The 25,365-nt window shown below is 70.5% G+C and carries 23 protein-coding genes and 2 pseudogenes; 15 read left to right on the top strand and 10 right to left on the bottom strand.

Annotated features, from left to right (window positions below; genetic code table 11):
* Positions 1-56: 56 nt before the first annotated feature.
* The 3 genes from iolB to iolC form a co-directional block, all read right to left on the bottom strand.
* A complete protein-coding gene (gene iolB, locus AB0959_RS23930) occupies positions 57-962 on the bottom strand; it encodes a 5-deoxy-glucuronate isomerase (protein WP_366828515.1) in 906 nt (301 codons plus the stop codon).
* Positions 963-1,058: 96 nt separating this feature from the next.
* On the bottom strand, positions 1,059-1,937 hold the full coding sequence (locus AB0959_RS23925) for a deoxyribose-phosphate aldolase (RefSeq protein ID WP_366828514.1): 879 nt from the start codon (positions 1,935-1,937) through the stop codon (positions 1,059-1,061).
* Between the two features lie 32 nt (positions 1,938-1,969).
* Positions 1,970-2,926, bottom strand: coding sequence for a 5-dehydro-2-deoxygluconokinase (gene iolC, locus AB0959_RS23920; RefSeq protein WP_366828513.1), 957 nt, complete (start codon positions 2,924-2,926; stop codon positions 1,970-1,972).
* A 331-nt stretch (positions 2,927-3,257) separates the two neighbouring features.
* Here iolC and AB0959_RS23915 point away from each other — a divergent pair, with 331 nt between their 5' ends.
* The 4 genes from AB0959_RS23915 (at position 3,258) to AB0959_RS23900 (ending at position 7,354) form a co-directional block, all read left to right on the top strand.
* Positions 3,258-4,274, top strand: coding sequence for a sugar ABC transporter substrate-binding protein (locus tag AB0959_RS23915; RefSeq protein WP_366828512.1), 1,017 nt, complete (start codon positions 3,258-3,260; stop codon positions 4,272-4,274).
* Positions 4,274-5,350 carry an ABC transporter permease gene (locus tag AB0959_RS23910; RefSeq protein ID WP_366828511.1) on the top strand — a complete coding sequence of 359 codons (1,077 nt, stop codon included), beginning with the start codon at positions 4,274-4,276 and terminating at the stop codon, positions 5,348-5,350. The genes AB0959_RS23915 and AB0959_RS23910 overlap by 1 nt, the downstream gene beginning before the upstream one ends.
* A gap of 7 nt (positions 5,351-5,357) precedes the next feature.
* On the top strand, positions 5,358-6,269 hold the full coding sequence (locus tag AB0959_RS23905) for an ATP-binding cassette domain-containing protein (RefSeq protein ID WP_366828510.1): 912 nt from the start codon (positions 5,358-5,360) through the stop codon (positions 6,267-6,269).
* Between the two features lie 65 nt (positions 6,270-6,334).
* A complete protein-coding gene (locus AB0959_RS23900; RefSeq protein WP_366828509.1) occupies positions 6,335-7,354 on the top strand; it encodes a Gfo/Idh/MocA family oxidoreductase in 1,020 nt (339 codons plus the stop codon).
* A gap of 35 nt (positions 7,355-7,389) precedes the next feature.
* Here AB0959_RS23900 and AB0959_RS23895 read toward each other — a convergent pair whose 3' ends face one another.
* Both AB0959_RS23895 and AB0959_RS23890 read right to left on the bottom strand, forming a co-directional pair.
* A complete protein-coding gene (locus tag AB0959_RS23895) occupies positions 7,390-8,526 on the bottom strand; it encodes an acyltransferase family protein (RefSeq protein WP_366828508.1) in 1,137 nt (378 codons plus the stop codon).
* 63 nt (positions 8,527-8,589) lie between these two features.
* Positions 8,590-9,081, bottom strand: a complete 492-nt coding sequence (locus tag AB0959_RS23890) for a nucleoside deaminase (RefSeq protein WP_366828507.1) — start codon at positions 9,079-9,081, stop codon at positions 8,590-8,592.
* A 204-nt stretch (positions 9,082-9,285) separates the two neighbouring features.
* Between AB0959_RS23890 and AB0959_RS23885 the strand changes: the two genes are divergently transcribed.
* The 3 genes from AB0959_RS23885 (at position 9,286) to AB0959_RS23875 (ending at position 13,586) form a co-directional block, all read left to right on the top strand.
* Entirely contained in the window at positions 9,286-11,667 is a 2,382-nt protein-coding gene (locus AB0959_RS23885; RefSeq protein ID WP_366828506.1) for a glycosyl hydrolase family 65 protein, read from the top strand.
* 83 nt (positions 11,668-11,750) lie between these two features.
* Positions 11,751-12,542, top strand: a complete 792-nt coding sequence (locus tag AB0959_RS23880; RefSeq protein WP_366828505.1) for a GNAT family N-acetyltransferase — start codon at positions 11,751-11,753, stop codon at positions 12,540-12,542.
* A gap of 87 nt (positions 12,543-12,629) precedes the next feature.
* The gene (locus AB0959_RS23875) at positions 12,630-13,586 is read left to right on the top strand and encodes an NAD(P)-dependent oxidoreductase (protein WP_366828504.1); all 957 of its coding nucleotides are present in this window, start codon (positions 12,630-12,632) and stop codon (positions 13,584-13,586) included.
* On the opposite strand, the gene AB0959_RS23870 is transcribed toward AB0959_RS23875, so the two are convergent.
* Positions 13,575-13,838, bottom strand: a complete 264-nt coding sequence (locus AB0959_RS23870; protein WP_366828503.1) for a GlsB/YeaQ/YmgE family stress response membrane protein — start codon at positions 13,836-13,838, stop codon at positions 13,575-13,577. The two genes, AB0959_RS23875 and AB0959_RS23870, sit on opposite strands and share 12 nt — an antisense overlap.
* A gap of 72 nt (positions 13,839-13,910) precedes the next feature.
* A complete protein-coding gene (locus AB0959_RS23865) occupies positions 13,911-15,743 on the bottom strand; it encodes a GNAT family N-acetyltransferase (protein WP_366828502.1) in 1,833 nt (610 codons plus the stop codon).
* Between the two features lie 88 nt (positions 15,744-15,831).
* Here AB0959_RS23865 and AB0959_RS23860 point away from each other — a divergent pair, with 88 nt between their 5' ends.
* Positions 15,832-16,599, top strand: coding sequence for a metalloregulator ArsR/SmtB family transcription factor (locus AB0959_RS23860; protein WP_366828501.1), 768 nt, complete (start codon positions 15,832-15,834; stop codon positions 16,597-16,599).
* 95 nt (positions 16,600-16,694) lie between these two features.
* Here AB0959_RS23860 and AB0959_RS23855 read toward each other — a convergent pair whose 3' ends face one another.
* Positions 16,695-17,147 (bottom strand): SPW repeat protein, encoded by a 453-nt coding sequence (locus AB0959_RS23855; RefSeq protein WP_366828500.1) that lies wholly within the window; start codon positions 17,145-17,147, stop codon positions 16,695-16,697.
* Between the two features lie 120 nt (positions 17,148-17,267).
* On the opposite strand from AB0959_RS23855, the gene AB0959_RS23850 reads away from it, so the two are divergent.
* On the top strand, positions 17,268-17,705 hold the full coding sequence (locus AB0959_RS23850) for a hydrolase (RefSeq protein WP_366828499.1): 438 nt from the start codon (positions 17,268-17,270) through the stop codon (positions 17,703-17,705).
* Here the strand turns inward: AB0959_RS23850 and AB0959_RS23845 are convergent.
* Positions 17,663-18,462, bottom strand: a pseudogene (locus AB0959_RS23845) (LysR family transcriptional regulator). The gene AB0959_RS23850 and the pseudogene AB0959_RS23845 overlap by 43 nt on opposite strands.
* Before the next feature lie 137 nt (positions 18,463-18,599).
* Between AB0959_RS23845 and AB0959_RS23840 the strand changes: the two are divergent.
* From AB0959_RS23840 to AB0959_RS23820, 5 genes and pseudogenes are all read left to right on the top strand, one after another.
* Positions 18,600-18,683 carry a putative leader peptide gene (locus AB0959_RS23840; protein ID WP_356352894.1) on the top strand — a complete coding sequence of 28 codons (84 nt, stop codon included), beginning with the start codon at positions 18,600-18,602 and terminating at the stop codon, positions 18,681-18,683.
* Between the two features lie 219 nt (positions 18,684-18,902).
* Positions 18,903-20,050: pseudogene (sfnG, locus tag AB0959_RS23835) on the top strand (dimethylsulfone monooxygenase SfnG).
* A gap of 92 nt (positions 20,051-20,142) precedes the next feature.
* Positions 20,143-20,697, top strand: coding sequence for an NADPH-dependent FMN reductase (gene ssuE, locus AB0959_RS23830; protein ID WP_366828498.1), 555 nt, complete (start codon positions 20,143-20,145; stop codon positions 20,695-20,697).
* Positions 20,698-20,727: 30 nt separating this feature from the next.
* On the top strand, positions 20,728-21,912 hold the full coding sequence (locus tag AB0959_RS23825; protein WP_366828497.1) for an SfnB family sulfur acquisition oxidoreductase: 1,185 nt from the start codon (positions 20,728-20,730) through the stop codon (positions 21,910-21,912).
* A gap of 26 nt (positions 21,913-21,938) precedes the next feature.
* The gene (locus tag AB0959_RS23820; RefSeq protein WP_366828496.1) at positions 21,939-23,105 is read left to right on the top strand and encodes an LLM class flavin-dependent oxidoreductase; all 1,167 of its coding nucleotides are present in this window, start codon (positions 21,939-21,941) and stop codon (positions 23,103-23,105) included.
* Positions 23,106-23,110: 5 nt separating this feature from the next.
* On the opposite strand, the gene AB0959_RS23815 is transcribed toward AB0959_RS23820, so the two are convergent.
* Complete coding sequence (locus AB0959_RS23815) at positions 23,111-24,154, bottom strand: acyl-CoA dehydrogenase family protein (RefSeq protein ID WP_366828495.1); 1,044 nt, start codon at positions 24,152-24,154, stop codon at positions 23,111-23,113.
* Positions 24,155-24,467: 313 nt separating this feature from the next.
* On the opposite strand from AB0959_RS23815, the gene AB0959_RS23810 reads away from it, so the two are divergent.
* Positions 24,468-25,355 carry a glycoside hydrolase family 19 protein gene (locus AB0959_RS23810; RefSeq protein ID WP_366828494.1) on the top strand — a complete coding sequence of 296 codons (888 nt, stop codon included), beginning with the start codon at positions 24,468-24,470 and terminating at the stop codon, positions 25,353-25,355.
* Positions 25,356-25,365 lie beyond the last annotated feature (10 nt).

Below are 25,365 nucleotides of genomic sequence, written 5' to 3'. Positions count from 1 at the left end.
CACTGGGACGGACGCTTTCGCGGGAGCTGCGGGAGCTGCGGGGGCTGCGGGTGGCTTCACTGGGCGGGGGCGGTGTAGAGGGGCAGGCGCGGGTCGACCGGCTGCTGAGGCCACGTGCCGCGGATCCAGGTGTGCTCCGGGTGGTCGCAGATCAGCCAGGCACGGTCGGGGTCGGGGCCCGCCATGACGTTGAGGTAGTACATGTGGTGGCCGGGGACCGCCATGGAGGGCCCGTGCCAGCCGTCCGGGATGAGGACGACGTCGCCGCCGCGCACCTCGGCCAGCACGTCCGTGTTGCTGCCCTGGCCGGAGGGGGAGACCCGCTGGTAGCCGAGTCCGGGGATGCCGTCGTGGCCGTCGAACTCGAAGTAGTAGATCTCCTCCAGCTCCGACTCCTCGCCGGGCCGGTGCTCGTCGTGCTTGTGCGGCGGGAAGGACGACCAGTTCCCGCCCGGTGTGATCACCTCGACGGCGATGAGCTTGTCGCACTCGAAACCGTATCCATCACCGCCTCCGGCGGGGGCGGCCGCGCCGAAGTTGTTGACCTGGCGCGAGCAGTTCCCGGTGCCGCGCAGCTCTACCGGGACGGAGGACGCCGGGCCGTAGCGGGCGGGCAGCCGCCGCTCGCAGCGGGCGCCGGTGAGGGCGAAGCGCCCGCCGTCGCGGGACGCGATCGAGGCCTGCGCGTCGCGCGGCACGTACGCGAAGTCGCTGACCCCGCTGAAGACGCTCTCGCGTCCGTCCAGCCGGAACGTCTCACCGTCGACGGCGACCGTGCAGGAGCCCGCGAGCGGCAGCACGATCCACTCGCTGTCGCCGCTGTCGAAGGAGTGCCAGCCGCCCGGCGGCAGTTCGAGCACCCGCAGGCTGGAGTAGCCCCAGCCCGCCGACTCGGGGGTGATGTTCACGGCGTAGGCGTCGCCGGTCGCCTTGCCCGCGGGAAGGTGGTGCGTGGTGGTCATCGTGTGATTCCTCGGCTCGTTCCGCGACGTGTGTGGGGGTCTTTCGGGCCGTACCCGCGATGCGGGCCGTACCCGCCTGTCAGGACCTACCCGGACTCAGAGCAGGCCGACCGCGGTGTCCACCGCCGCTTCGACGCTGCCTTCGGCGGGATAGAGCAGGGAACGGCCGACGACCATGCCCTGCACGGTGGGCAGCCTGAGCGCCTTGCGCCACTTCTCGTACGCGCCCTCCTGGTCCCCGCCGACCTCGCCGCCGAGCAGGACGACGGGCAGCGTGGACGCCTCCAGCGCCGCCGCCATGTCGTCGGGGTCCTCGGTGACGGGCAGCTTCAGCCAGGTGTACGCGGAGGTGCCGCCGAGGCCCGAGGCGATCGCGATGGAGCGGGTGACGGCCTCGGCGCTCAGGTCGTTGCGGACCGCGCCGTCCACGCGGCGCGATATGAACGGCTCGACGAACAGCGGCAGCCGGCGCGCCGCCATGTCGTCGATGGCCCGGGCGGTGGTCTCCAGGGTCCGCAGGGAGCCGGGGTCGTCGTAGTCGATGCGCACCAGCAGCTTTCCGGCGTCGAAGCGGAGCCGCTCGATGTCCTCGGCGCGGTGGCCGGTGAAGCGGTCGTCCATCTCGAAGGACGCCCCGGCCAGGCCCCCGCGGTTCATGGAGCCCATGACAACCTTGTCGTCGAGGACGCCAAGGAGCAGCAGATCTTCGAGGATGTCCGCGGTGGCGAGCACCCCGTCCACGCCGGGCCTGGACAGGGCGAGGCACAGGCGCTCCAGCAGGTCGGCCCGGTTGGCCATGGCCAGGCGGTGGCCGCCCACACCGAGGGCGCCGCGCGCCGGGTGGTCGGCGGCCACGATCATGAGGCGGCCGCTGTCGCCGATCAGCGGACGGCGGACGCGGCGGGCGGCGGCTTCGGCGATGGCCTCGGGGTGCCGGGCGCGCACCGTGGCGAGGTCGGGGATGCTGATGCTCAAGTCAGGCTCCGTTCGAGGGGGGCGGCGTCGGGTCAGCCGCGCGCGAGGAGGTCGTCGACCTCGGACTCGGTGGGCATCGCGGAGGAGCAGGCGAGCCGGGAGGCGACGAGCGCGCCGGCCGCGTTGGCATGCCGCATGGTCTTCTCCAGCTCCCAGCCGCTGAGCAGGCCGTGGCAGAGCGACCCGCCGAAGGCGTCCCCGGCACCGAGCCCGTTGACGACCTCCACGGGCACCGGCGGGACCTCGGCGGTGGTGCCGTCACGGTGGACGGCCAGCACGCCCTTGGGGCCCTGCTTGACGACGGCCAGCTCCACCCCGGCGTCCAGCAGCGCCTCGGCGCACGCCTGCGGTTCGCGGACGCCGGTGGCGATCTCGCACTCGTCGAGGTTGCCGACGGCCACGGTGGCGTGGCGCAGGGCCTCGGCGTAGTACGGGCGGGCGGAATCGGGGTCGTTCCAGAACATCGGGCGCCAGTCCAGGTCGAAGACGGTGATGCCCGACTTGTCGCGCGCCTTGAGAGCTGCGAGGGTGGCCGAACGGCTGGGCTCCTCGCTCAGACCGGTGCCCGTGATCCAGAAGATGCGGGCCGCGCGGATGGCGAAGAAGTCCAGCTCGTCGGTGTTGATCTCCAGGTCCGGAGCCTTCGGCCGGCGGTAGAAGTACAGCGGGAAGTCGTCCGGCGGGAAGATCTCACAGAAGGTGATCGGAGTCGGGTAGGCGTCGACCGGGGTGACGAAGCGGTCGTCGACGCCGAACTCCCGTAGTGCGTCGTGGAGATACGAACCGAAGGGGTCGTTGCCCGTCCGGGTGATCACAGCGGTAGCGTGACCCAGGCGCGCGGCGGCCACGGCCACGTTGGCCGCCGATCCCCCCAGGAACTTGCCGAAGGATTCGACTTGCGGAAGCGGCACACCGGTCTGCAGTGGGTACAGATCGACCCCGATGCGGCCCATGGTGATGAGGTCGAACGTTTCGGCGGACTCGGGCATGCGCGTCACTCCTCGTGCGGGGATGCGGGCCGTGGAGGGCCCGGAGTGCGGGGGAAGCGGGCACGCTGGCCCGGACGTACACCAGGTTTAAGTCCCCGGGCGAGCCCCTGTCAAGGGTTTGTACTGACATTCGGACCTGCAACTGAAATAATGTCTTAACAAAGTATTGACAGCTGGGCAGGGCAGGCACTTGTATCCCGTCCCAACGAATCGAAACCGCCGCTCCACCGGCACAATGACCCCGGCTTCAATGCCAGGGCCCGCGACGGGCCGCTCGCCCGACGCCGTCCCGTTCCCTTCCCCCCGGTCGCACAGTGAGGTGCAAGGAAAGATGGTTCGTTTTCACCCCCGCTCTCGTCGAGTCGCGCCGCTCGTCGCCCTGGCCGCGTCGTCCGCGCTGCTCATAGCGGGTTGCTCCAGCAGCTCGGGCGGCAAGAAGGCCGAGGAGGGCGGCGACAACGCCTCCGCCGGCAAGGCGAACACCCCCCGGATGACGATCGCGCTGGTGACCCACCAGGCTCCCGGTGACACGTTCTGGGACATCGTCCGCAAGGGTGCCGAGGCCGCCGCCGCGAAGGACAACGTCAAGCTCATCTACTCGGCCGACCCGAACGCGGGCAACCAGGCCAACCTGGTCCAGAACGCGATCGACCAGAAGGTCGACGGCATCGCGGTCACCCTCGCCAAGCCGGACGCCCTGAAGGACGTCGTGGGCAAGGCGGAGAAGGCGGGCATCCCGGTCGTCGGCCTCAACTCGGGCCTGAGCGACTGGAAGTCGCTGAACCTCCTGGAGTTCTTCGGTCAGGACGAGACCGTGGCGGGTGAGGCTCTGGGCAAGAAGCTCAACGAGGAGGGCGCCAAGCACGCCGTCTGTGTCGTCCAGGAGCAGGGCAACGTCGGCCTGGAGCAGCGTTGCGCGGGCGTGAAGAAGACGTTCGAGGGCAAGACCGAGAACCTCAACGTCAACGGCACCGACATGCCGTCGGTGAAGTCGACGATCACCGCCAAGCTCAAGCAGGACTCCTCCATCGACCAGGTCGTCGCGCTCGGCGCCCCGTTCGCGCTGACCGCGGCCCAGTCCGTGGACGAGGCCGGCAGCAAGGCGAAGGTCGCCACCTTCGACCTCAACAAGGACCTGACCAGCGCGATCAAGGACGGTGACATCGAGTTCGCCGTCGACCAGCAGCCCTACCTGCAGGGTTACCTGTCGATCGACTCGCTGTGGCTGTACAAGAACAACGGCAACTACATGGGCGGCGGCGAGGAGCCGGTGCTGACCGGTCCGGCGTTCGTGGACAAGTCCAACGTCGAGAAGGTCGCCGCGTTCGCCGCGAAGGGCACTCGGTGATGAGCATGTCGCAACAGGCTGCGCCGGCGGTGACCACACCGCCGGCCTCCGGCCCGAAGCAGACCGACGGGCGCACCGCGCAGCGCCCGCTCGCGCTGCGGCTGCTGGCCCGTCCCGAGGTGGGTGTCTTCCTCGGCGCGGTCGCGGTGTACATCTTCTTCCTGGTCGCGGCACCGCCGGTGCGTGAGGCCAGCGCGATGGCCAACATCCTGTACCAGTCCTCGACGATCGGTCTGATGGCGCTGCCGGTGGCGCTGTTGATGATCGGCGGGGAGTTCGACCTGTCCTCCGGTGTCGCGGTGATCACCTCGGCACTGACCGCGAGCATGGTCAGCTACCAGCTGACGATGAACGTGTGGGTGGGTGTGATCGTCGCGCTGGTGGCCTCCTTGGCGATCGGCGCGTTCAACGGGTGGATGCTGGTCAAGACCGGCCTGCCCAGCTTCCTGGTCACCCTCGGCACCTTCCTGATCCTGCAGGGTGTGAACCTGGCGGTGACGAAGCTGGTCACCGGGAACGTGGCCACGGACAACATCAGTGACATGGACGGCTTCGACCAGGCCAAGGCGGTCTTCGCCTCGACGTTCCAGGTCGGCGGGGTCACGGTCAAGATCACGGTGGTGTACTGGCTGATCTTCGCCGCTCTGGCGACGTGGATGCTGCTGCGCACGAAGTACGGCAACTGGATCTTCGCCGTAGGCGGGAATCAGCAGAGCGCCCGGGCGGTGGGTGTGCCGGTGACGTTCACGAAGATCTCACTGTTCATGCTGGTCGGGTTCGGTGCCTGGTTCGTCGGGATGCACAACCTGTTCTCCTTCAGCACCGTTCAGTCCGGTGAGGGCGTGGGCCAGGAGCTGATCTACATCGCGGCGGCGGTGATCGGTGGCTGTCTGCTGACCGGTGGCTACGGTTCCGCGATCGGTCCGGTCTTCGGCGCGTTCATGTTCGGCATGGTGAATCAGGGCATCGTCTACGCGGGCTGGAACCCGGACTGGTTCAAGGCCTTCCTCGGCGTGATGCTCCTCGGCGCCACCCTGATCAATCTGTGGGTCCGCCGCACGGCGACCCGGAGGTGAGTGACCCATGGCTACCAACGAATCCGGGACCGCGGGGGCCGTCGTGAAGGACGCCCCGTCCAAGGACGAAGCCCCTGTCGTCGAGCTGAAGGCCGCGGGCAAGGCGTACGGCAACATCCGCGCCCTGCACGGCGTGGACCTGAGGGTGTATCCCGGCCAGGTCACCTGTGTGCTGGGTGACAACGGCGCCGGCAAGTCCACCCTGATCAAAATCATCTCGGGGCTGCACCAGCACACCGAGGGCGAGTTCCTCGTCGACGGCGAAGCCGTGCACTTCACCACCCCCCGCCAGGCTCTGGACCGGGGGATCGCCACCGTCTACCAGGACCTGGCGACCGTGCCGCTGATGCCGGTCTGGCGCAACTTCTTCCTCGGCTCGGAGATGACGAAGGGCCCCTGGCCGATCCGCCGTCTCGACATCGAGAAGATGAAGAAGACCGCCGACGAAGAGCTGCGCAACATGGGCATCGTCCTCGACGACCTGGAGCAGCCCATCGGCACCCTGTCCGGTGGTCAGCGCCAGTGCGTGGCCATCGCCCGTGCCGTCTACTTCGGCGCCCGCGTCCTGATCCTGGACGAGCCCACGGCCGCCCTGGGTGTGAAGCAGTCGGGTGTGGTGCTCAAGTACATCGCCGCCGCGCGCGACCGCGGTCTGGGCGTCATCTTCATCACCCACAACCCGCACCACGCCTACATGGTCGGCGACCACTTCAGCGTGCTGCGCCTGGGCACCATGGAGCTGTCCGCGTCCCGCAGCGACGTCAGCCTCGAAGAGCTCACCAACCACATGGCCGGTGGCGCCGAACTCGCCGCGCTCAAGCACGAGCTGGCCCAGGTCAGCGGAGTCGACGTGGAGGAGCTCCCCGAGGAGAAGGACCTCACGGCACCCGTCGCGGCAGCTCCGGAAGGAAAGTCCTGAAGGGAAAGGCCTGAGAGCGCGCTGACGCCACTCGAAGTGATTCATTCGAAGGGACCACCACCCACATGACGCAGCGTGGAACGCTCGGGGTCGCCGTCATCGGCACCGGGCGCATGGGCGCCGATCACGTACGCCGTATCGACCAGGTGATCAGCGGGGCGCACGTGTCCGCCGTCGTGGACATCGACGCCGAGCGGGCCAAGCACCTGGCCGACGGTATCGACGGCTGCACCGCGTACACCGACCCGTCCGCCGCCATGGCCGCGGACGGCGTGGACGCCGTGCTCATCGCCTCACCGGGGCCCGCTCACGAGGCGGCCCTGCTGACGGCGTTCGAGCACGACCTGCCGGTGCTGTGCGAGAAGCCGCTCACCCCCGACGCGGCCTCGGCACTGCGCGTGATGGAGGCCGAGCAGCGGCTGGGCCGACGCCGGGTCCAGGTGGGCTTCATGCGGCGCTTCGACGCCGAGTACATGAAGCTCAAGGCGCTGCTCGACAGCGGGCAGCTGGGCCGGCCGCTGATGCTGCACAACCGGCACCGCAACGCCGCCAGCCCGCCCGGATTCACCACCGAGATGCTCATCAACGACTCGGTGGTGCACGAGATGGACGTGACCCGCTGGCTCCTCGACCAGGAGATCACGGCGGTCACCGTGCTGCGCCCGACACCCTCGGGGAACGCGCCCGAGGGCGTGCGGGACCCGCAACTCGTCCTCTTCGAGACCGACGGCGGCGCGATCGTCGACGTCGAGATCAACGTCAACTGCGGCTTCGGCTACCAGGTGAAGGCCGAGGCGGTCTGCGAGCGCGGCACCGCCCGCATCGGAGAGGAGCAGTCGCTCGTCACCGACATGGCCGGCCGCTGGGGCGGCACCATCGCCCAGGACTTCGTGGAGCGGTTCGCCGACGCCTACGACCGCCAGGTCCAGGCCTGGGTGGACGCCACCCGGCGCGGCGAGGTCACGGGGCCCAGCGTGTGGGACGGCTATGCCACGGCTGCGGTCTGCGAGGCGGGCGTCCGCGCCCAGTCCGAGGGCGGCCGGGTCGCAGTCGAGCTCATCGAGAGGCCCGCCTTCTACCTCTGAGACCTCTGAGTGACCTGCGGTGCCCCAGAGGGCCGTCAGCGCGTCTGCGCGGCCTTCTGGGGCACACCCTTGTCCTGGTCACCCTTGTCCTGGTCCTCGGACGCACTCGTGCCGGTGGAGCGGAACGCCCACTCCATCCGCGGCTCGACCACGTACCGGAACACGACCCGCACCGGCGGCGAGCACAGCAGCGTGATCCCGCCGACCGCCATCGCCGTCACCGCGAGTTCCCCGAGCGGTGTGTGCACCCACGCGGGCGCGTACCACTCCCAGAAACGGGACGACTTGATGACGAAGCCGTGCAGCAGGTAGCCGTACATCGTCCCCGCACCCAGCGCCGTGAACCACGTGTGACGCTTCGGCACCCACGCCAGGAAGCACGCCGTCAGCAGCAGCGCCAGACAGAACAGCGCCGGCGTGCTGACCAGCCCCACCCAGGGCGACACGCCCTGCCCCGTGACGGCGCCCCGGTGGTAGAACCAGGCCGCGTCGAACCAGGGCGCCACCCAGTACGCCGTCACCAGCGCGACCGCGCCCACGGCCAGCGCGCACAGCCTGACCCGCCGGGTGCGCAGCCACTCGAAGTGCTCGGCCCGAAGCGTCAGCCCCAGCACGAAGAACGGCAGGAACTGCAGGGTCCGCTGGATCGAGACGTCGCCGCCGAGGTCCGGTGACACCGAGGCCAGCGTGGCGAGACCGAGTGCGACCGGCAGCGGGTACCGCAGCGCCAGCCATATCGGAGTGGTGATCCGCCAGATGAACAGCGCCATCAGGAACCACATCACGTACCAGGGATCCAGCAGGCTCAGCGGATACGCCCAGTCGTCCTGCGCCCACCGGTAGAACAGCGTGTACGCCGTCTCGAAGACCAGGTACGGCAGGACCACCCCCGTCAGCAGCCGCCGCAGCCGGCCCGGGGCCATGTCGAAGCTCCGCGAGAAGTACCCGGAGACCAGCGCGAACGCGGGCATGTGGAAGGCGTAGACGGTCAGGTACACGGCCGTGGCCGTCCGGCTGCCGTACGTCAGCGGTTCCCAGGCGTGTCCGCACGCCACCAGCACGATCGTCAGGTACTTCGCGTTGTCGAAGTACGGGTCCCGGGACGAGGGCCTGCGGGTGGGTGGCGCCCCTCGGGCAGGGGGCGCCGTCAGGGTCGGGGGGTACTGCGCCACGTTTGCGGACATCCTCCGTATCTCGAGGAACGGACCCCGACCGCCTGCCCCGTCCCGCGGGGCTCACTCCTCCCGGTCGTTCCCCCGGTGGAACCGGCGGTGCAGAGCACGCACCTGCTCGGCCAGCTCCGGCACCGGGCCCTCGACGGCCACACCGGGAGCGACCTCGTTGACCGGCAGGGTCCGCACCGGAGGCGCGGGCACCCCCAACTCACCCAGCCAGCAGGCAAGTTGCTCGGACGAGGCGACGTACACGATACGCCCGAGGCCCACCCACGCGTGGGCGGCCGCGCACATCGGACAGTGCTCGCCGGAGGTGTACACCGTCGCCGCCGCCCGCTCCCCGGGGGTGAGGTGCGCCGCCGACCAGCGGGCCAGCTCGAACTCCGGGTGACGGGTGCGGTCACCGGAGGCCACCCGGTTGTGGTCCTCCGCCAGCACCGTCCCGTCGGCGCCGACGAGCACCGAGCCGAACGGCTCGTCCCCCACCTCCAGCGCCTGAGCCGCCAGCTCCACGCACCGCCGTAAGTGACGCAGCTCGGAATCGTCCACCATCTGTGCACGCACCCTTCTCGCGAGGCCGTCCCGCCGTGCGGACGGCTCCGGCCCGCACCGCGATCTTCGCGAGGCAGCCTACGCGCGACGCGCCGGATCGGCGTGGGCCCGGCCCGCATCACGGTCACCCATGGTGAACTGCTGATCACGGCGTGGTTCCACTGGTCCGCGCCGATGCGGAACCACGGGTGCCGGAGGGCCGGAATGGGCGACTGGATCTGGGAGTACGAGGGCTACGACCCGGCGCAGGAGCGACTGCGCGAGTCACTGTGCACGCTCGGCAACGGCTACTTCGCGAGCCGCGGAGCCGCACCCGAGTGCACCGCCGACGCCGTGCACTACCCGGGCACGTACGCGGCGGGCTGCTACAACCGGCTCACCTCGCAGGTCGGCGGGCGCCGCGTCGAGAACGAGGACATGGTCAACCTGCCCAACTGGCTGCCCCTGCGTTTCCGCGCCGCCTCCTCCGGCGACTGGCTGTCCCCGGACACCGACAAGGTCCTCGGCCACCGCCTGAGACTGGACCTGAGAGAGGGAACCCTGGAGCGCACGGTGCGCTACGAGGACACCGCGGGCCGGCGCCTGGCCGTGCGGCAGCTCCGGCTGATCCACATGGCAGATCCCCATCTGGCCATTCTGCGCACCGAGTTGACCCCCCTCGGGTGGTCGGGGGAGCTGGAGGTGGAGTCCGGTCTGGACGGCACGGTCACCAACAGCGGGGTGGAGCGGTACCGCGCGCTGACCTCCCGGCACCTCACGCACGTCCACACCGGCACCTCCCCGCAGCGCTCGATCTGGCTGCGCTGCCGGACCCGTACCTCCGACATCCGCATCGGCCTCGCCGCGCGGACCACGGTGGACGCCCCGGCCGAGAGCGGCAGTGTCAAGGAGAACGGGCGGATCGCCCGCGCGTTCCGGATCCCGGTGACCGACGGCCGCACGGTGACCGTCGACAAGACCGTCGCCCTGCACACCTCCCGCGACCCGGCGATCAGCGATCCGCTCTACGCCGCCGTCGACCGCGTGCGCCGCGCCCCCGACGTGGACGCCCTGCTGGTCTCCCACCGCACGGCCTGGCAGCAGCTGTGGCGCAACGCCGAGGCGGATGTGCCGGGCGGCGCGGGCGAGGTGCTGCGCCTGCACCTCTTCCACGTGCTCCAGACGCTGTCCCCGCACACCGCCGAACTCGACGTGGGCGTGCCCGCGCGCGGCCTGCACGGCGAGGCGTACCGCGGGCACGTCTTCTGGGACGAGCTGTTCGTGCTGCCGTATCTGAACCTGCACTTCCCCGAGGTGTCCCGGGCCCTGCTGACCTACCGTCACCGGCGGCTGGAGCGGGCCTGCTTCGCCGCCGCCGACGCCGGGCACCGCGGCGCGATGTACCCCTGGCAGAGCGGCAGCGACGGCCGCGAGGAGACCCAGTGGCTGCACCTCAACCCGCGCTCGGGACGCTGGCTGCCCGACCACTCCCGGCTCCAGCACCACGTGGGCTCGGCGGTCGCGTACAACGTGTGGCGGTACTGCGAGGCGACCGGGGACATGGAGTTCCTGCACACCAAGGGCGCCGAGACGGTGATCCAGATCGCCCGATTCTGGGCCGACGTCGCCTCGTACGACGAGACGCTGGGCCGCTACCGGATCCGCGGGGTCGTGGGCCCCGACGAGTACCACGAGGCCTACCCGGGCGCGGCCGGTCCGGGCCTCGACGACAACGCGTACACCAACGTCACGGCCGCGTGGGTTCTCGCCCGGGCGCTCGACGTGGCGCGGACCCTGCCCGTGACACGCCGCCGCGACCTGTTCGAACGCATCGGCCTGGACCGCGCCGAACTCGAGGCCTGGGAGGACATCTCCCACAAGCTGTACGTGCCCTTCCACGCCGGTGTCATCAGCCAGTTCGCCGGCTACGGGGACCTCGCGGAGCTCGACTGGGAGGGGTACCGCAGACGCTACGGCGACATCCGGCGCCTCGACCGGATCCTGGAGGCCGAGGACGACTCCGTCAACCACTACCAGGCGTCCAAGCAGGCCGACGCCCTGATGCTCGGTTACCTCTTCCCGCCCACCGAACTGAGGGCATTGTTCGGGCAGTTGGGGTACGACCTGGACGACGAGACCTGGCGGCGCACCGTCGACCACTACCTGGCCCGCACCAGCCACGGCTCCACCCTCAGCAGCCTCGTCCACGGCTGGGTACTGGCGAGGACCCGGCGCTCCGGCGCCTGGGCCTTCGTACAGGAGGCGCTGGCCGGGGACATCGCCGATCTGCAGGACGGGACCACCGGCGAGGGCATCCACCTCGGCGCCATGGCCGGCACCCTCGACCTCGTCCAGCGGGGCCTGACCGGCCTGGAGGTCCGTGACGGCGCGCTCTGCTTCGATCCCGTGCCGCTGCCGGAGCTGTCCGAGTACGGCTTCTCGATCCGCTACCGCGGCCACTGGGGCGTACGGCTGCGTCTGCAGCAGGGACGGCTGCACATCACCGTGCCCGACTCCGACGAGCCCCCGATCAGCGTGGCCGTCGCGGGCGGCCGTGCCGTGTCCGTGGCCCCGGGAGAGTCTGCCGCGCTCACCCTGCTCCGCTGAGGCGGCCGGCCGCCTCAGCGGAGCAGGGTGAGAAGCGGGTGAATTCCGTTGCCCGCCGGGGCTGTGGGTGATGGAGTGGGCATATGCGTCACGCTGGGGTGTTGGCCCTCTTCGACCGGGACATGCGGGAAGGGGCGCGCCCCGACGCGCCCGGTGCGCGGATCGAGCGCGCGGACGGGGTGGTGCGGCAGGTCGGTGCCGAGCACGGCTGGAGCGCGGTGCTCTGGTCGGATCTGGACGAGGCGACCGCCGACGAGGCGATCGCCGCGCAGGTGAGGTACTTCGCTGGGCTCGGCCGCGAGTTCGAATGGAAGCTGTACGGCCATGATCTCCCCGTCGACCTGGGCAAACGGCTCCGCGCCGCCGGTTTCACGCCCGAGCCCGAGGAGACCTTGATGATCGCCGAGTTCGGGCAGATGATCCTCGACGCCGAGGTGCCGGAGGGCGTACGGCTGCTCCCGGTGACCGACGAGACGGGCGTCGACATGGTGGCGGACGTCCACGCGCAGGCCTTCGGACGCGACAGCTCCCGTATGCGCGAACAGCTGCTCGCCCAGCTCACCGCCGATCCCGACACCGTCGTCGCGGTCGTGGCCCTCGCCGGGGACCGCCCGATCAGCGCCGCACGCATGGAGATGCTGCCAGGCACCCGCTTCGCCGGCCTGTGGGGCGGCGGCACCGTGGAGGGCTGGCGCGGCCGCGGCATCTACCGCGCCCTCGTGGCCCACCGCGCCCGCGTCGCCGCGGAGCACGGCTACCGCTACCTCCAGGTGGACGCCACCAGCCAGAGCCGCCCCATCCTGGAACGCCTGGGCTTCGAACCGCTGACCACGACAACGCCGTACGTGTCGCCGACCGTGCCCGTGGGGCCGTGAGGCCGAGCTATCAGGCCGCCCGCGCCGCCCGCGTGACACTTTCCGCACAAGTGTCACATTCCGGCGGTCCCGATCCGTCGCACGGTCATGACGACGAACACGAACCATGACCAGCACCAGCAGCAGGACCGGCACGAGAATCGGAGCGTCCTCCTGGCGGGCGCGAGCGGCGTCCTCGGCACGCACGTCACCCGCGCCCTCACGGAGGCCGGCCACAAGGTCACCGGGCTCGGCCGCGGCCCGGCCAACGGCATCCGGGCCGACCTGATGGACCGCGACGCGCTGCTGCGCGCCGTCGACGGGCACAGTTTCGACGTGGTCGTCCACGCCGCCACCGCCCTGAGCAGGCCACCGCTGCGCCACCGCGACATGTACGCCACCGACGCCCTGCGCACCGAGGGCACGGCCCACCTGATCGAGGCCGCACAGGCCACCGGAGCGCGACGGTTCGTCGCCGAGTCGATGGTCTTCGGGTACGGCTACGGCGACCACGCCGGGCACGCCCTCGCCGAGGAGGACACCTTCGCCCCGCCCGGCCGCACCGCCGAACTGGAGCGGCACCTCGCCGGCATGCGCGTCAAGGAACAACTCACCTTCGGCACACCGGGACTGGACGGCGTCGCGCTGCGCTTCGGAGCGTTCTACGGCCCCGGCGGCACCGAGGCCCTGCTGCCGCTCCTGCGCGGCCGCAGACTCCCCGTGCCCCGCGACCACGGGCGGGTCCTGCCGTGGGTCGAGCTCACCGACGCGGCCCGCGCGGTGGTCGCCGCCGTCGAGCGCGGGCGCCCCGGCAGGGCGTACAACATCGCGGACGACACACCGCTGGGCTTCGGCGACCACGTCCGCGCCGTGGCCGAGCGGTTCGGGCTGCCGCGGCCGATGACCGTCCCGCTGTGGTTCATGAAGCCGATGTCGTACGCCCACGCCGTGATGTCGAGCACGCTGCGCGTCTCCACGGCAACGGCGCGACGCGAGTTGGGCTGGACGCCGTCCTTCCCCTCCGCACGTGACGGTCTCGCCGCCATGGAGCTCTCAGCGTCGTGACCGCGTGCGGTCGAGAGCCGCGACGCCCAGCGCCGCCAGCCCGATCTGGATGAGCCACTCGATCCAGTCGGGGCCGTCGGTGTCCGCCACGCCGAATCCGGCGGCGATCGCGGACCCGATGAGCGCGGCCACGATGCCGACGAGGATCGTCAACAGGATGCCGATGCGCTGGCGTCCTGGAACGACGAGCCGTCCCAGTACGCCGATGATGATGCCGATGACTATGGCACTGATGATGCCGGAGATCTCCATCTCCACCCCATTTCGTCGGAATCCCTCGCCCTATGGGTGTTCCCGCGGAAGGCTGGAGCAGTCCGGTCCACTTCACCCGGCGCGGTGGCGCCACGTCCGCAGGGCGACCTCGCGGTCGTTGTGCCCGCGCAGGACGGGTTCGTCGTCGGCGAGTTCGAAACCGGTCGACTTGGCGACGGCCTCGCTCGCCACGTTGTCCTTCTCGATGCACAACAGCACACGACGCGGGCGCAGTTGCCGGGTGGCGTACTCGGTGACGAGGCGGACCGCTTTGGCGGCGAGGCCACGGCCACGGTGGGCCGGCCCGACGGCGTAGGCGAGTTCGGCGTCCCGGGGGTCGGTGGCGCTGCGGAACAACAGGACCTCGCCCAGGGGATGCCTGCCGTCGGTGGTGATGGCCAGGTGGACGCCCCGGCCCTCGATCCGCTTCTGGCCGGCGGCGGCGAGGTAGGCCTGGGCCGCTTCCGCGTCGAAGGGGGAGGGGACGGGAGTCCAGCGGGCCATCTCGGGGTCGTCGTACAGCGCCACGAGGGCCGGCGCGTCGTCGTCGCGCCACTCGCGCAGACGCAGGCCGAAGCCGCGCAGTTGGAGGGGCGACGGGAGAGGGAGAGGTTCGTGGGCGTCCATGAGGTGATCCTGTCGCGGGTCCGGGTGGGCGGCCAAGGGTGCCCGGCGGGGCATGTACGGGGTGCCCTGGCAGGGCACGTACAGGCTGGGGTTCCCCGCGCGCCGTACCGCCTCACGGATCACTGCCGTCGGATCACCCTCGTGGTACGGCCGCTCGGACGGCTCGATCCCGTCCAGGAACTCCTGGTAGCGGACGGCGTGGGCGAGCTGCGCCAGTGGCTCGGCGAGCGCGAGGGCGCGGGCCGGGTCACTGGCCGGGGCATGTGCCTTCCAAGCGTCCACCCAGGCGCCCGCGGCCGCGGAGCGCGCCGGTTCGGAGAGGAAGTCCAGGAGCCGCAGGCCGTCCAGGACGGGGTTGCCCCAGTGGGCGTCGGCGAAGTCCACGACGACGGGCGGGCCGCCGTGGGCGCGCCAGTTGCCCGGATGGAAGTCGCCGTGGACCACCGTGTCCGGCAGACCGCACTCGGCGAGCACCGGCCAGTGATCCGTCAACTCCTGTGCCGCGGAGCGCTCTTCGGCGGTGATGTCCAGGGGGACGGCGCCGTCGAGCAGGTCCCGTACGTGGGCGGCCAGCCGCTCGTCGCGGCCGTCCCGCAGCCACCCGGGACGGTGGGACGCCAGCCGCGCCTGTGCCGCGACGAAACGGTGGACACCGGCTCGTGCCGTGTCGGGGGAGGCTCCCCAGCAGTCCTCGCCGGGAATGTGCTCCAAGAGGACGCGGTGTTCGCCGGCACCGAGGACGGCCGGCACCAGAGAGGGAGCGACCTCGGCGAACAGGCCGATGACGGCGGCCTCGTCGGCGGCGAAGTGGGGTGTCGCCTTCAGCCAGACCGGTCCGCGGGCGGTGGGCAGCCGGAAGAGACCGGCCAGGTTCCAGGTCCTTCGCTGCTCGACCGGACCGGTCACCGGACGTCCCGCGGCGGCGAGGGTCCGGGACGCCCAGTCGAGCAGCTCCCGCAGTCCCTCGGCCCGCGCCCAGGGCGAGCGGAACGGCTCGTGCCCGTTCGACAGGTCCTGAGGGACCGGCCGTTGTTCGAGGACGCCGCGTGCGGGCCGCTCCAACGCCTCCACGTGATACGTCACATGGCCGTCGCGCCCGCCCTCACCTCCCTCCACGGTCAAGAGCCGCAGGACGACCACCGGCACCCGGAGTGCGCCCCGCAACCGGACCACGACCGGTTCGACCTCGGCCCACCACGGGACGTCCACGGAAAGGGGGCCGATCGCGCCGAGGACTTCCTCACCCGACGTCACCCACGCGCTGACGGTTCGACTCACCGCGCCAGTGTGCTGGTCGGGACGCACGGTTGACATGCAGGTAATTGCCTGCATAACGTTGAGTGTGCGATCAGAGAGCGATTCCTCCATGGATCTGGCGTTCAAGGCGCTGGCCGACCCGACGCGGCGGCGGCTGCTCGACCGGCTGCACGAACACAACGGTCAGACGCTGGGTGAGCTGTGCGCCCGCATCGACATGGCCCGCCAGTCGGTGACCCAGCACCTGGCCGTCCTGGAAGCCGCCAACCTGGTCAGCGCGGTGCGGCGGGGGCGGGAGAGGCTGCACTACCTCAATCCCGTCCCGCTCCACGAGATCCAGGAGCGGTGGATCGACAAGTTCGAGCGCCCGCGGCTGCGCGCGCTCGGCGCCGTGAAGCGACGAGCGGAGGAAGCCATGACCGACAAGCCGGCATTCGTGTACGTCACCTACATCGAGAGCACGCCCGAGAAGGTCTGGGACGCGCTCACCGACGCGGACCTGACGGCCGTGTACTGGGGGCACAGCAATGTCTCCGACTGGAGGCCGGGCTCCCGATGGGAACACCGCCGTACGGACGGCTCGGGCATCGCCGACGCGGTCGGCGCCGTCGTGGAGAGCGAGCGGCCGACGCGTCTGGTGCTGACCGGGGTCGCCCCCGAGGACGAGGGCCGGGAGGAGAAGTACTCGCGGATCACCTTCGACATCCAGCAGCACGGAGACATCGTCCGTCTCACGGTCACCGAGGAGAACCTGGCCGACGAGGCGGCGCAGGCCGATGTGTCGTCCGGCTGGCCCGCCGTGCTGTCCAACCTGAAGTCGCTGCTGGAGACCGGCAGTCCGCTGCCCGAGCAGCCGTGGCTGATGCCGAGCCGGTGATCCCCCTCACCCGGCGCCACTCGTCCGGCGGCGGACCGGCGACGGCCGGACCGCCGAGGCGGTCCGGCCGTCGGTTTCCCTCGCGGGCGCTTCTGTCACATCGGAGGAGTCATGCTCCGCGATGTGGCCCTGGCTGCCTCGGCCGCGCACAGCAGCCCCAGCATCACGGCCAGACCGCCGATGATGACGTTGTTGACGATGACGCCGGCGTCCGGATCCGTGCCGACGACCCACGGCGAGACGATCATCCAGATCCCGATGGCGCACGCGGCCCAGCTCAGGCCGTACATCCTCGCGGGTGCGGCGGTGAAGCCGAGGGCCAGCAGGCCGATGGCGATGCCGATGATCAGGTTGTGCGGGACAAGAGCGGGCTGGTTGGCCGTGAAGTGCAGTATCCACGGGGATACGGCGCAGTACAGACCGAGCAGGAACACCGGCCCGTCCACGAGCGCCACATCGCGACCACCGATCATGCGGGCGTACCTCTCCCGCATTTCGGTCACGTCAGGATGGCTGGTTATGTCACCCCGGTGTGAGACGTTGGCCATGAGTCGTCTCCTTTGTTCTCAGCGGGTCCGACCGCGGGGTATGCGGAGAGCGCCGCGTGTCTTCATTCTGCTCTTATTTCTTCTTTATGTGTAGTGGTGGGTGGGTTCGGTCAGGGTGGGGTGGGAGAGCTGAACGAGGCACGGCTTCTGGCAAGCATCCCCGGGACCTGGTGGTCGACCCCGTACGTCGGTGCCCGCTTCCCCGGTTCGCCGTCCGTCAAGGAGAATCCCGGCCTCTCCGAGGGCGCCAACTGCCAGTTCTTCGCCTACGAGGTGCTCCGGCTGCACGGGATCGACCTCCCCGCATGGCGGTCGAGCGAGCTCTGGCACGACACCCGGCGCACCGTCCGCGTGGCCGACGGCGAACCCCTGGACCTGGCCCTGTTCAACGCCACCGACGACGCCTGGGGTGCCCATGTCGGTGTGGTCGTGGGGGAGGGGCGGGTACTTCACCTCAGCGCCGAGGCGGGGCGCCCGGCGGTGTGGACCATGGCCGACTTCGGGGAACGTGACCGCTACCGGACGCTCATCGGCTTCAAACGTGCGTGCCGTGGGTGACCGGACATCAGTCGGTGGGTGTCAGCGTGACGGCGCTGGAGCATGAGCAGGACCCTGGTCGTGTCGTCCGCCAGCGGGCGGTGGGTGATCGAGCCCCGTCGCGAGCGCAGCGAATGAGGGTCCCCCGGCCGAAGGTTGCGGAAGGATCGCCGATCACGCCGAAGTCGGGCAGCACCGTGACGCCCAGCCCCTCGGCGACCATGAGCTTGCCCATCTCGGCGCCGTCGGTGGAGTAGGAGAAGGCCGGGGCGTGACCCCCCTGCAACCGATGGACGTACCGGTGCATGAAGTACCCGGAGCGCATCGCGATCAGCGCCTCCTGTCCGTCCAGGAGGTCGGGGACCGACGCTGGGCGCCCACCACCTCCACCTGCGTCAGCGGATGCGCCGCGCGGAACCCCCGGACGGCGGGGATCAGCAGCGGCACCGTCGCCGCGTTCACCGCGCCGACGCGCACCATGCGGCTGATGCGGTGCTGTTCGCCCGCCGCCCGCCGCCCGCCGCCCGCCGCCCGCCGCCCCGCGCAACCGGTCGACCGCGTCAGGCACGTTGACGATGTGAGGCAGCAACTCGCGGCCCTCGGCGCTCATCCTGGCACCCGACCGCTTGCGCTCCAGTAGGTCGACGCCCAACTCGCGCTCCACGTTGCGCACGGTCTCGCTCAACGCGGGCTGCGACACGTGGAGTTCCTCGGCCGCGCGCCGGTGCGAACCCAGGCGTGTGACCGCCGCGATGTATTCCAGCTGCTCTATTCGCACTCCCGCAGAATGCGAGGGTGCGCGCGAACCGTTCAAGGGTTTCCCTGTCACACGTTCGTGAAGTTCGGTGGTCCGCGATACGAGACCGGTCGGGTTTTCCTTGACCATCCTCACCGCCGGCTGCCACGATCGAGGACATGAAGATGCGACTGGACCTCACGCGGCGACGCCATGTCGACCTCGCGCGCGTCTCCAGCGCCTCCTGTTGCCCCGCGGCCTGAGTCGCCGAATCCCCCCGGCTCCGCCGCGTCCGTCCCGTTCCCGCCCGCCCGCAGTGGCGTGCGCCGGTGCCCGCCCGCCGCAGTCGCGCGGCCGCGGTTCACGTGGCGACATTTATTGATCCGCTGATCCAGCGATCCGTCACCTGAACTACCGAATGCGCGGGCCATTCCTGCCGCGCGCATTCGGCGTGCCCGAATTACCGCAACAGGAGTTTTCCCATGCCCACCGAACCCGTGAAGTTCGCCTACTGGGTGCCCAACGTCAGCGGAGGCCTCGTCACCAGCAGGATCGAACAGCGCACCGACTGGGGTTACGACTACAACCGCGAACTCGCCGTCCTCGCCGAGAACAACGGATTCGACTACGCCCTCAGCCAGGTCCGCTACATGGCCGGCTACGGCGCCGAGTTCCAGCACGAGTCGACCAGCTTCAGCCTCGCCCTGCTGCTCGCCACCCAGCGGCTGAAGGTCATCGCCGCCGTCCACCCCGGCCTGTGGCACCCCGGCGTCCTCGCCAAGCTGGGCGCCACGGCCGACCACCTGTCGAACGGCCGCTTCGCGGTCAACGTCGTCAGCGGCTGGTTCAAGGGCGAGTTCACCGCCCTCGGTGAGCCCTGGCTGGAGCACGACGAGCGGTACCGCCGCTCCGAGGAGTTCATCCGCGCCCTGCGTCAGATCTGGACCGAGGACCACACGGAACTCGCAGGCGACTTCTACCGGTTGCGCGACTTCTCCCTCAAGCCCAAGCCGCTGAACACCCCCGAGCGCCCGCACCCGGAGATCTTCCAGGGCGGCAACTCCACGGCCGCCCGCGCCATGGCCGGTCGCGTCTCCGACTGGTACTTCTCCAACGGCAAGGACTTCGACGGGGTGACCGAGCAGATCGCCGACGTCCGCTCCTCCGCCGCCCAGGTGGGACGTACACCGCCGAAGTTCGGCCTCAACGGCTTCCTCATCGCCCGCGACACGCAGGCCGAGGCCCGCGAGACGCTCCGCGAGATCGTCACCCAGGCCGACACCGAGGCCGTCCACGGCTTCCGTGACGCGGTCCAGCAGGCCGGCCGGTCCACCTCGGACGGCAAGGGCATGTGGCAGGACTCCGGCTTCGAGGACCTCGTCCAGTACAACGACGGCTTCCGCACGGGGCTGATCGGCACCCCCGAGCAGATCGCCGTGGGGGTCCCTCGGCCGAAGGCTGGGGGAGGATCGTCGCCTGCAAGAAGCTCGGCGTCGACCTGTTCCTCCTCGGCTTCCTGCACTACCACGAGGAGGTCGAGTACTTCGGCCGCCGCGTGCTCCCCCTGGTCCGTGAACTGGAGGCCGCGCTCCCCGACTCCGAGGCCGCGACCGTCGCCGCCCACGCCTGACCGCACCCGCCGTCCGGCGGACGCCCCGGACCACCTGAACTCCGCTCGCGCACCTCACGCGAAGAGGCGCGCACCTCAAGAAATGAGGGCCCATGGCCACCGTCCTGTCCGTCTCCGGCAGCCCGTCCGTCTCCTCCCGCACCGCGAAGCTGCTCCGCCACCTCGACACGCGGCTCATCGCCCAGGGCCACGAGGTGATCCCGCTCGACGTCCGCACGATCCCCGCCGAGGCCCTGCTGGGCGCCGACTTCAGGCATCCCGCCATCGTCGAGGCCACGGAGCTCTTCGAGCGCGTCGACGGCGTCGTCATCGCCACCCCCGTGTACAAGGCCTCCTACTCCGGCGTCCTCAAGGCACTCCTCGACCTGCTCCCGCAGTACGCCCTCACCGGCAAGACCGTGCTGCCGCTGGCCACCGGCGGTACCACCGCCCACGTACTGGCCATCGACTACGCGCTGCGCCCGGTGCTGAACTCCATGGGCGCCGCGCACATCGTCCAGGGCTGGTTCACCCTCGACAAGGACATCGCCACGGCCGAGGACGGCTCCCTGACCGTCGCCCCGACCGCGACCGAGGCACTCACCCAGGTCGTCGACCAGTTCTCCGCCGCGCTGGGCCGTGCCCCGCTCCTGGCCGCGGCGAGCTGACACGTGACCGCCAAAGCCGTTACCGACGACGTGACCGCCAAAGTCATCACCGACGACGTCGAGGCGCTGTCCGTCGCGGCCGCACTGGCCGAGGAGTTCCGCGTCGGCGCCCCCGAGCGGGACGCCGAACGGCGCCTGCCCGGACCCGAGCTGGACCGGCTCTCGGCCTCCGGACTGCTCGCCGTCACCGTGCCCGCCGCACACGGGGGAGCGGACGTACGGCAGGAGACGCTGGCCGAGATCTTCCGGCTACTGGCGTCGGCCGACGCCAGTCTCGCCCAGATACCGCAGAGCCACTTCGTGTACGTCAACGTGATACGGCGTCAGGGAACCGACGAACAAAAGGAGTTCTTCTTCGGCGAGGTGCTCGCCGGGCGGCGATTCGGCAACGCCCAGTCCGAGGCCGGCACCCGGCACGTCCAGGACATCCGCACCCGCCTGAAGCCCCGGCCCGACGGGTCGTACGTCCTGACCGGCGTCAAGCAGTACGCCACGGGCGCGCTCTTCGCCCACTGGATCCCGGTCCTGGCCCGCGCCGAGGACGACAACCTCCAGGTCGCGTACGTCCCGAGGGACGCGGAGGGCGTCACGGTCGTCGACGACTGGGACGGCATGGGCCAGCGCACGACGGCCAGCGGCACGGTACGGCTGGACGCCGTCCATGTACCCGCCGACCGGGTCCTGCCGCACCACCTCACTTTCCAGGGGCCTCAACTCCATGGTGCTGTCGCCCAGTTGCTGCACGCGGCGATCGACACCGGGATCGCGGGAGGGGCGCTGGCCGAGGCCGTCGAGTTCGTCCGGGCAAAGAGCCGCCCCTGGTTCGAGAGCGGGGCGGAGACGGCGGCGGAGGACCCCCTGCTGATCCAGCGCTTCGGCGAACTCGCCCTCCAGGTGAGGGCGTCCGAGGCGCTGCTCCGCGACGCCGCACGCACGGTGGACGCCGCACGCGCCGACCTCACCGACAACTCGGCGGCCGAGGCGTCCATCGCCGTGGCCTCCGCCAAGGTGCAGGCCGCCCAGGCCGCCGTCGAGGTCGCGAGCTCCCTGTTCGAGGTGTCGGGAACCCGCTCGGCGCTCGACTCCCTGGGCCTGCACCGGCACTGGCGCGACGCCCGCACCCACACGTTGCACGATCCGTCCCGATGGAAGATCCAGCACATCGGCCGGTACGTGCTCAACGGCACACGGCCGCCCCGGCACGGCCTGCTCTAGCGGACATTCCAGAACGGAGACCCCACGTGTCCCTCACCTTCCACTGGTTCCTGCCCACCAACGGCGACAGCCGCCATGTCGTCGGCGGCGGCCACGGCACCCCGGCCACCGCCTCCGGCCGGGACCGGCCGCCGACGGTCGCCTATCTCAGCCAGATCGCCCGCGCCGCCGAGGACCTGGGTTTCGTCGGGGCGCTCACTCCCACGGGGGCCTGGTGCGAGGACGCGTGGCTGACCACGGCGATGGTCAGCCAGAACACCGAGCGGCTGAAGTTCCTGGTCGCCTTCCGGCCCGGTTTCGTCTCGCCGACGCTCGCCGCGCAGATGGCGTCCACCTTCCAGCGGCAGTCCGGCGGACGGCTCCTGCTCAACGTGGTCACCGGCGGCGAGAGCCACGAGCAGCGGGCGTACGGCGACTTCCTCGGCAAGGACGACCGCTACCGCCGTACAGGGGAGTTCCTGCAGATCGTGCGGGGGCTGTGGGAGGGCAAGACCGTCGACCTGGTCGGCGAGCACCTCCAAGTGGAGGACGCCACGCTGGCCCGCCTGCCCGACCCCGTGCCCGAGGTGTACTTCGGCGGCTCCTCACCCGTCGCCGGCGAGGTCGCCGCCCGGCATGTCGACGTCTACCTCACGTGGGGCGAGCCTCCCGCCAAGGTCGCCGAGAAGATCGCCTGGATCCGGGGGCTGGCCGCCAAGGAGGGCCGCACCCTCCGTTTCGGCATCCGGCTGCACGTCATCACCCGTGACACCTCCGAGCAGGCGTGGGCCGAGGCGAACCGACTCCTCGACGGCTTCGACCCCGAGACCGTGAAGTCCGTCCAGGCCGGACTGGCCCGCAGCGAGTCGGAAGGGCAGCAGCGCATGCTGGCCCTGCACGGGGGCGGGGGCCGGGACGGGCTGGAGATTCATCCCAATCTGTGGGCCGGGATCGGGCTGGTGCGGGGCGGCGCGGGGACGGCGCTGGTCGGCAGCCATGCGGAGGTGGCCGGGCGGATCAAGGAGTACGCGGCCCTCGGTATCGAGGAATTCGTCCTCTCCGGCTATCCGCACCTGGAGGAGGCGTACTGGTTCGGGGAGGGAGTGCTGCCCCGGCTCGCGGAGCAGGGGTTGTGGCGGCATCCGTACGGTGCGCACGCGGTTCCGTCGTCGCAGGTGCCGTTCGCCAGTTCCCCGCGCCCCTGGCGCCCCTGACGCTCCTAAAGGGAGGCGCTGCCCGCGAGCGCGGTGAGATGCGCCCTGCGTGACTCCGTCGTCTGGCCCTGGACCAGGAGGAACAGGGCCTCCCTCGCCAGGCGTTGGGCCCTGTTCGTCACGGTCATCGAGCGGCCGCCTCCGGCCACCACCGCCGCAGTGGTGGCCGTGCGCATCAGATCGAAGGACTGGGTGCGCAGGGCCAGGCGTTCGTTCCTGTGCACGGGTGCCTCGGGACGGTCGGTCAGCTCGTAGGCTCTGGCGCGCAGCCGGTCGAGACGCACCCGCAGCGGCTCCGCGATGTCGGTGTCCAGCAGGGTGAGTGCCGCCTCCGTGATGCCGAAGACCGCGGGGGAGGCGATGACCGTCTTCGTACGGTCGGTGGCGGCCCATTCCTCGTACGGCCGGTGGAGGGCCACGGCCTCCTGCGGGACCCACAGGCCGGACAGTTCCAGGGACACGGTCCGGGACGCGGTGAGCGCGGCCAGGCGCATCGGCTTCGATGCCCGCAGGCCCGGCTGTTCCCGGGCCTCGGTGAAGGCGAACAGTGCTTCGTCGGCCTCCGTGACGCCCGCGAGCAGCATGACGTCGTTCAGGCCCCAGCCGGTGTACCAGGGCACCGTCCCGTCGAAGCGCCAGCCGGCGCGCTCGCGTGTGACGCGCACCGGGGTCCGCGGATGGGACCGGAGGTGTGCGTACGCCACCCCGGACAGCAGTTCGCCGCGGGCCATCGGGCCCAGCAGCCGTTCCCGTACGACGGTCTCGCTCTGGGTCAGGGTCGCCACCGGTGTGTGGTGCTGGGTCTGGACGAACCAGGTCGAGCAACACGCGCCGGCCAGGATCTCGGCCGTCTCCCGGGCCACCGCGGCCGGGGCTGCCGCGCCCCCGTACTGCCTCGGTGCGCTCACGCCCAGCAGGCCCGAGCGTTTCACGGCCTCGATGTGGCTCTCCGGCAGGCCCTCCTGGTCGACCTGCTCGGCGTGCGGTGCGAGGAGCTCGTCCGCGAGCTGGCGGGCGCGGCTGACGAGCGGGTGGGGCGCGGTGGTCATGCGGACGATTCTCCCGGTGCCGTGGCGCGTGGTGCCGATCAGGGGGCGTGTCGCACGTCGACGGATGCCCCGAGCCGACCTACGTCCAGCCCGACCCCGTGGCCGTCCCGCGCGCACCACCGATGACTGATCCCCACCCTTGACTGGTCTACACCCTTGACTGGTACAGACCAAAGCGGTTGAGTGTGCGACCACAACCCCCCACCACGGCCGCCCCCACGCCGTGACCGGCTCGCCGGCGCGTGTGCACGAGGCCCTGCTCCAGCCTGCCCTCGAAACGGGCGCGGCCGTGTTCCGCAAAGGAGTTGATTCCGTGTCGAGACGCCGCATCTCCGCGGTCCTGACCGCGCTCATCGTCGGAACCGCCGCTCCCGTCCTGCTGCCCGCCCAGAGCGCGTCCGCCGCGCCTTGTTCGAGCTACCCGAGCTGGGTGGCCGGCCGGTCGTACGTCACCGGCAACATCGTTCGCTACACCGACGGCAAGGCGTACATCGCCGAGCACGACAATCCGGGGTACGACCCCACGATCAGCACCTGGTACTGGGAGCCGTACGCCTGCGACAGCGGGCCGTCGAACCCCTCCGGATTCGTCGTCAGTGAGGCCCAGTTCAACCAGATGTTCCCGAACCGGAACTCCTTCTACACGTACAGCGGCCTGAGGGCGGCCATGAGCGCCTACCCGGCCTTCGCCAACACCGGAAGTGACACCGTCAAGAAGCAGGAGGCCGCCGCCTTCCTCGCCAACGTCAGCCACGAGACCGGCGGGCTGGTGCACATCGTGGAGGAGAACACCGCCAACTACCCGACCTACTGCGACTGGAACAGGCCGTACGGCTGCCCCGCGGGCCAGGCCGCCTACTACGGGCGCGGCCCCATCCAGCTCAGCTGGAACTTCAACTACAAGGCCGCGGGCGACGCGCTCGGCATCGACCTCCTGAACAACCCGTGGCTCGTGCAGAACGACGCGGCCGTCGCCTGGAAGACCGCCCTCTGGTACTGGAACACACAGACCGGACCCGGCACGATGACCGGCCACAACGCGATGGTGAACGGCGCGGGCTTCGGCCAGACGATCCGCAGCATCAACGGTTCGCTGGAGTGCGACGGCAAGAACCCCGCGCAGGTGCAGAGCCGCGTGAACAACTACCAGCGGTTCACAGGGATCCTCGGGACTTCACCGGGCGGCAACCTCTACTGCTGATGGCGCTCGG

The organism is Streptomyces sp. NPDC046862, from assembly GCF_040704615.1.
GTDB lineage: Bacteria > Actinomycetota > Actinomycetes > Streptomycetales > Streptomycetaceae > Streptomyces.
The sequence above is the reverse complement of the archived record's forward strand: the minus strand, read 5'-3'. Positions and strand labels throughout refer to the sequence as shown.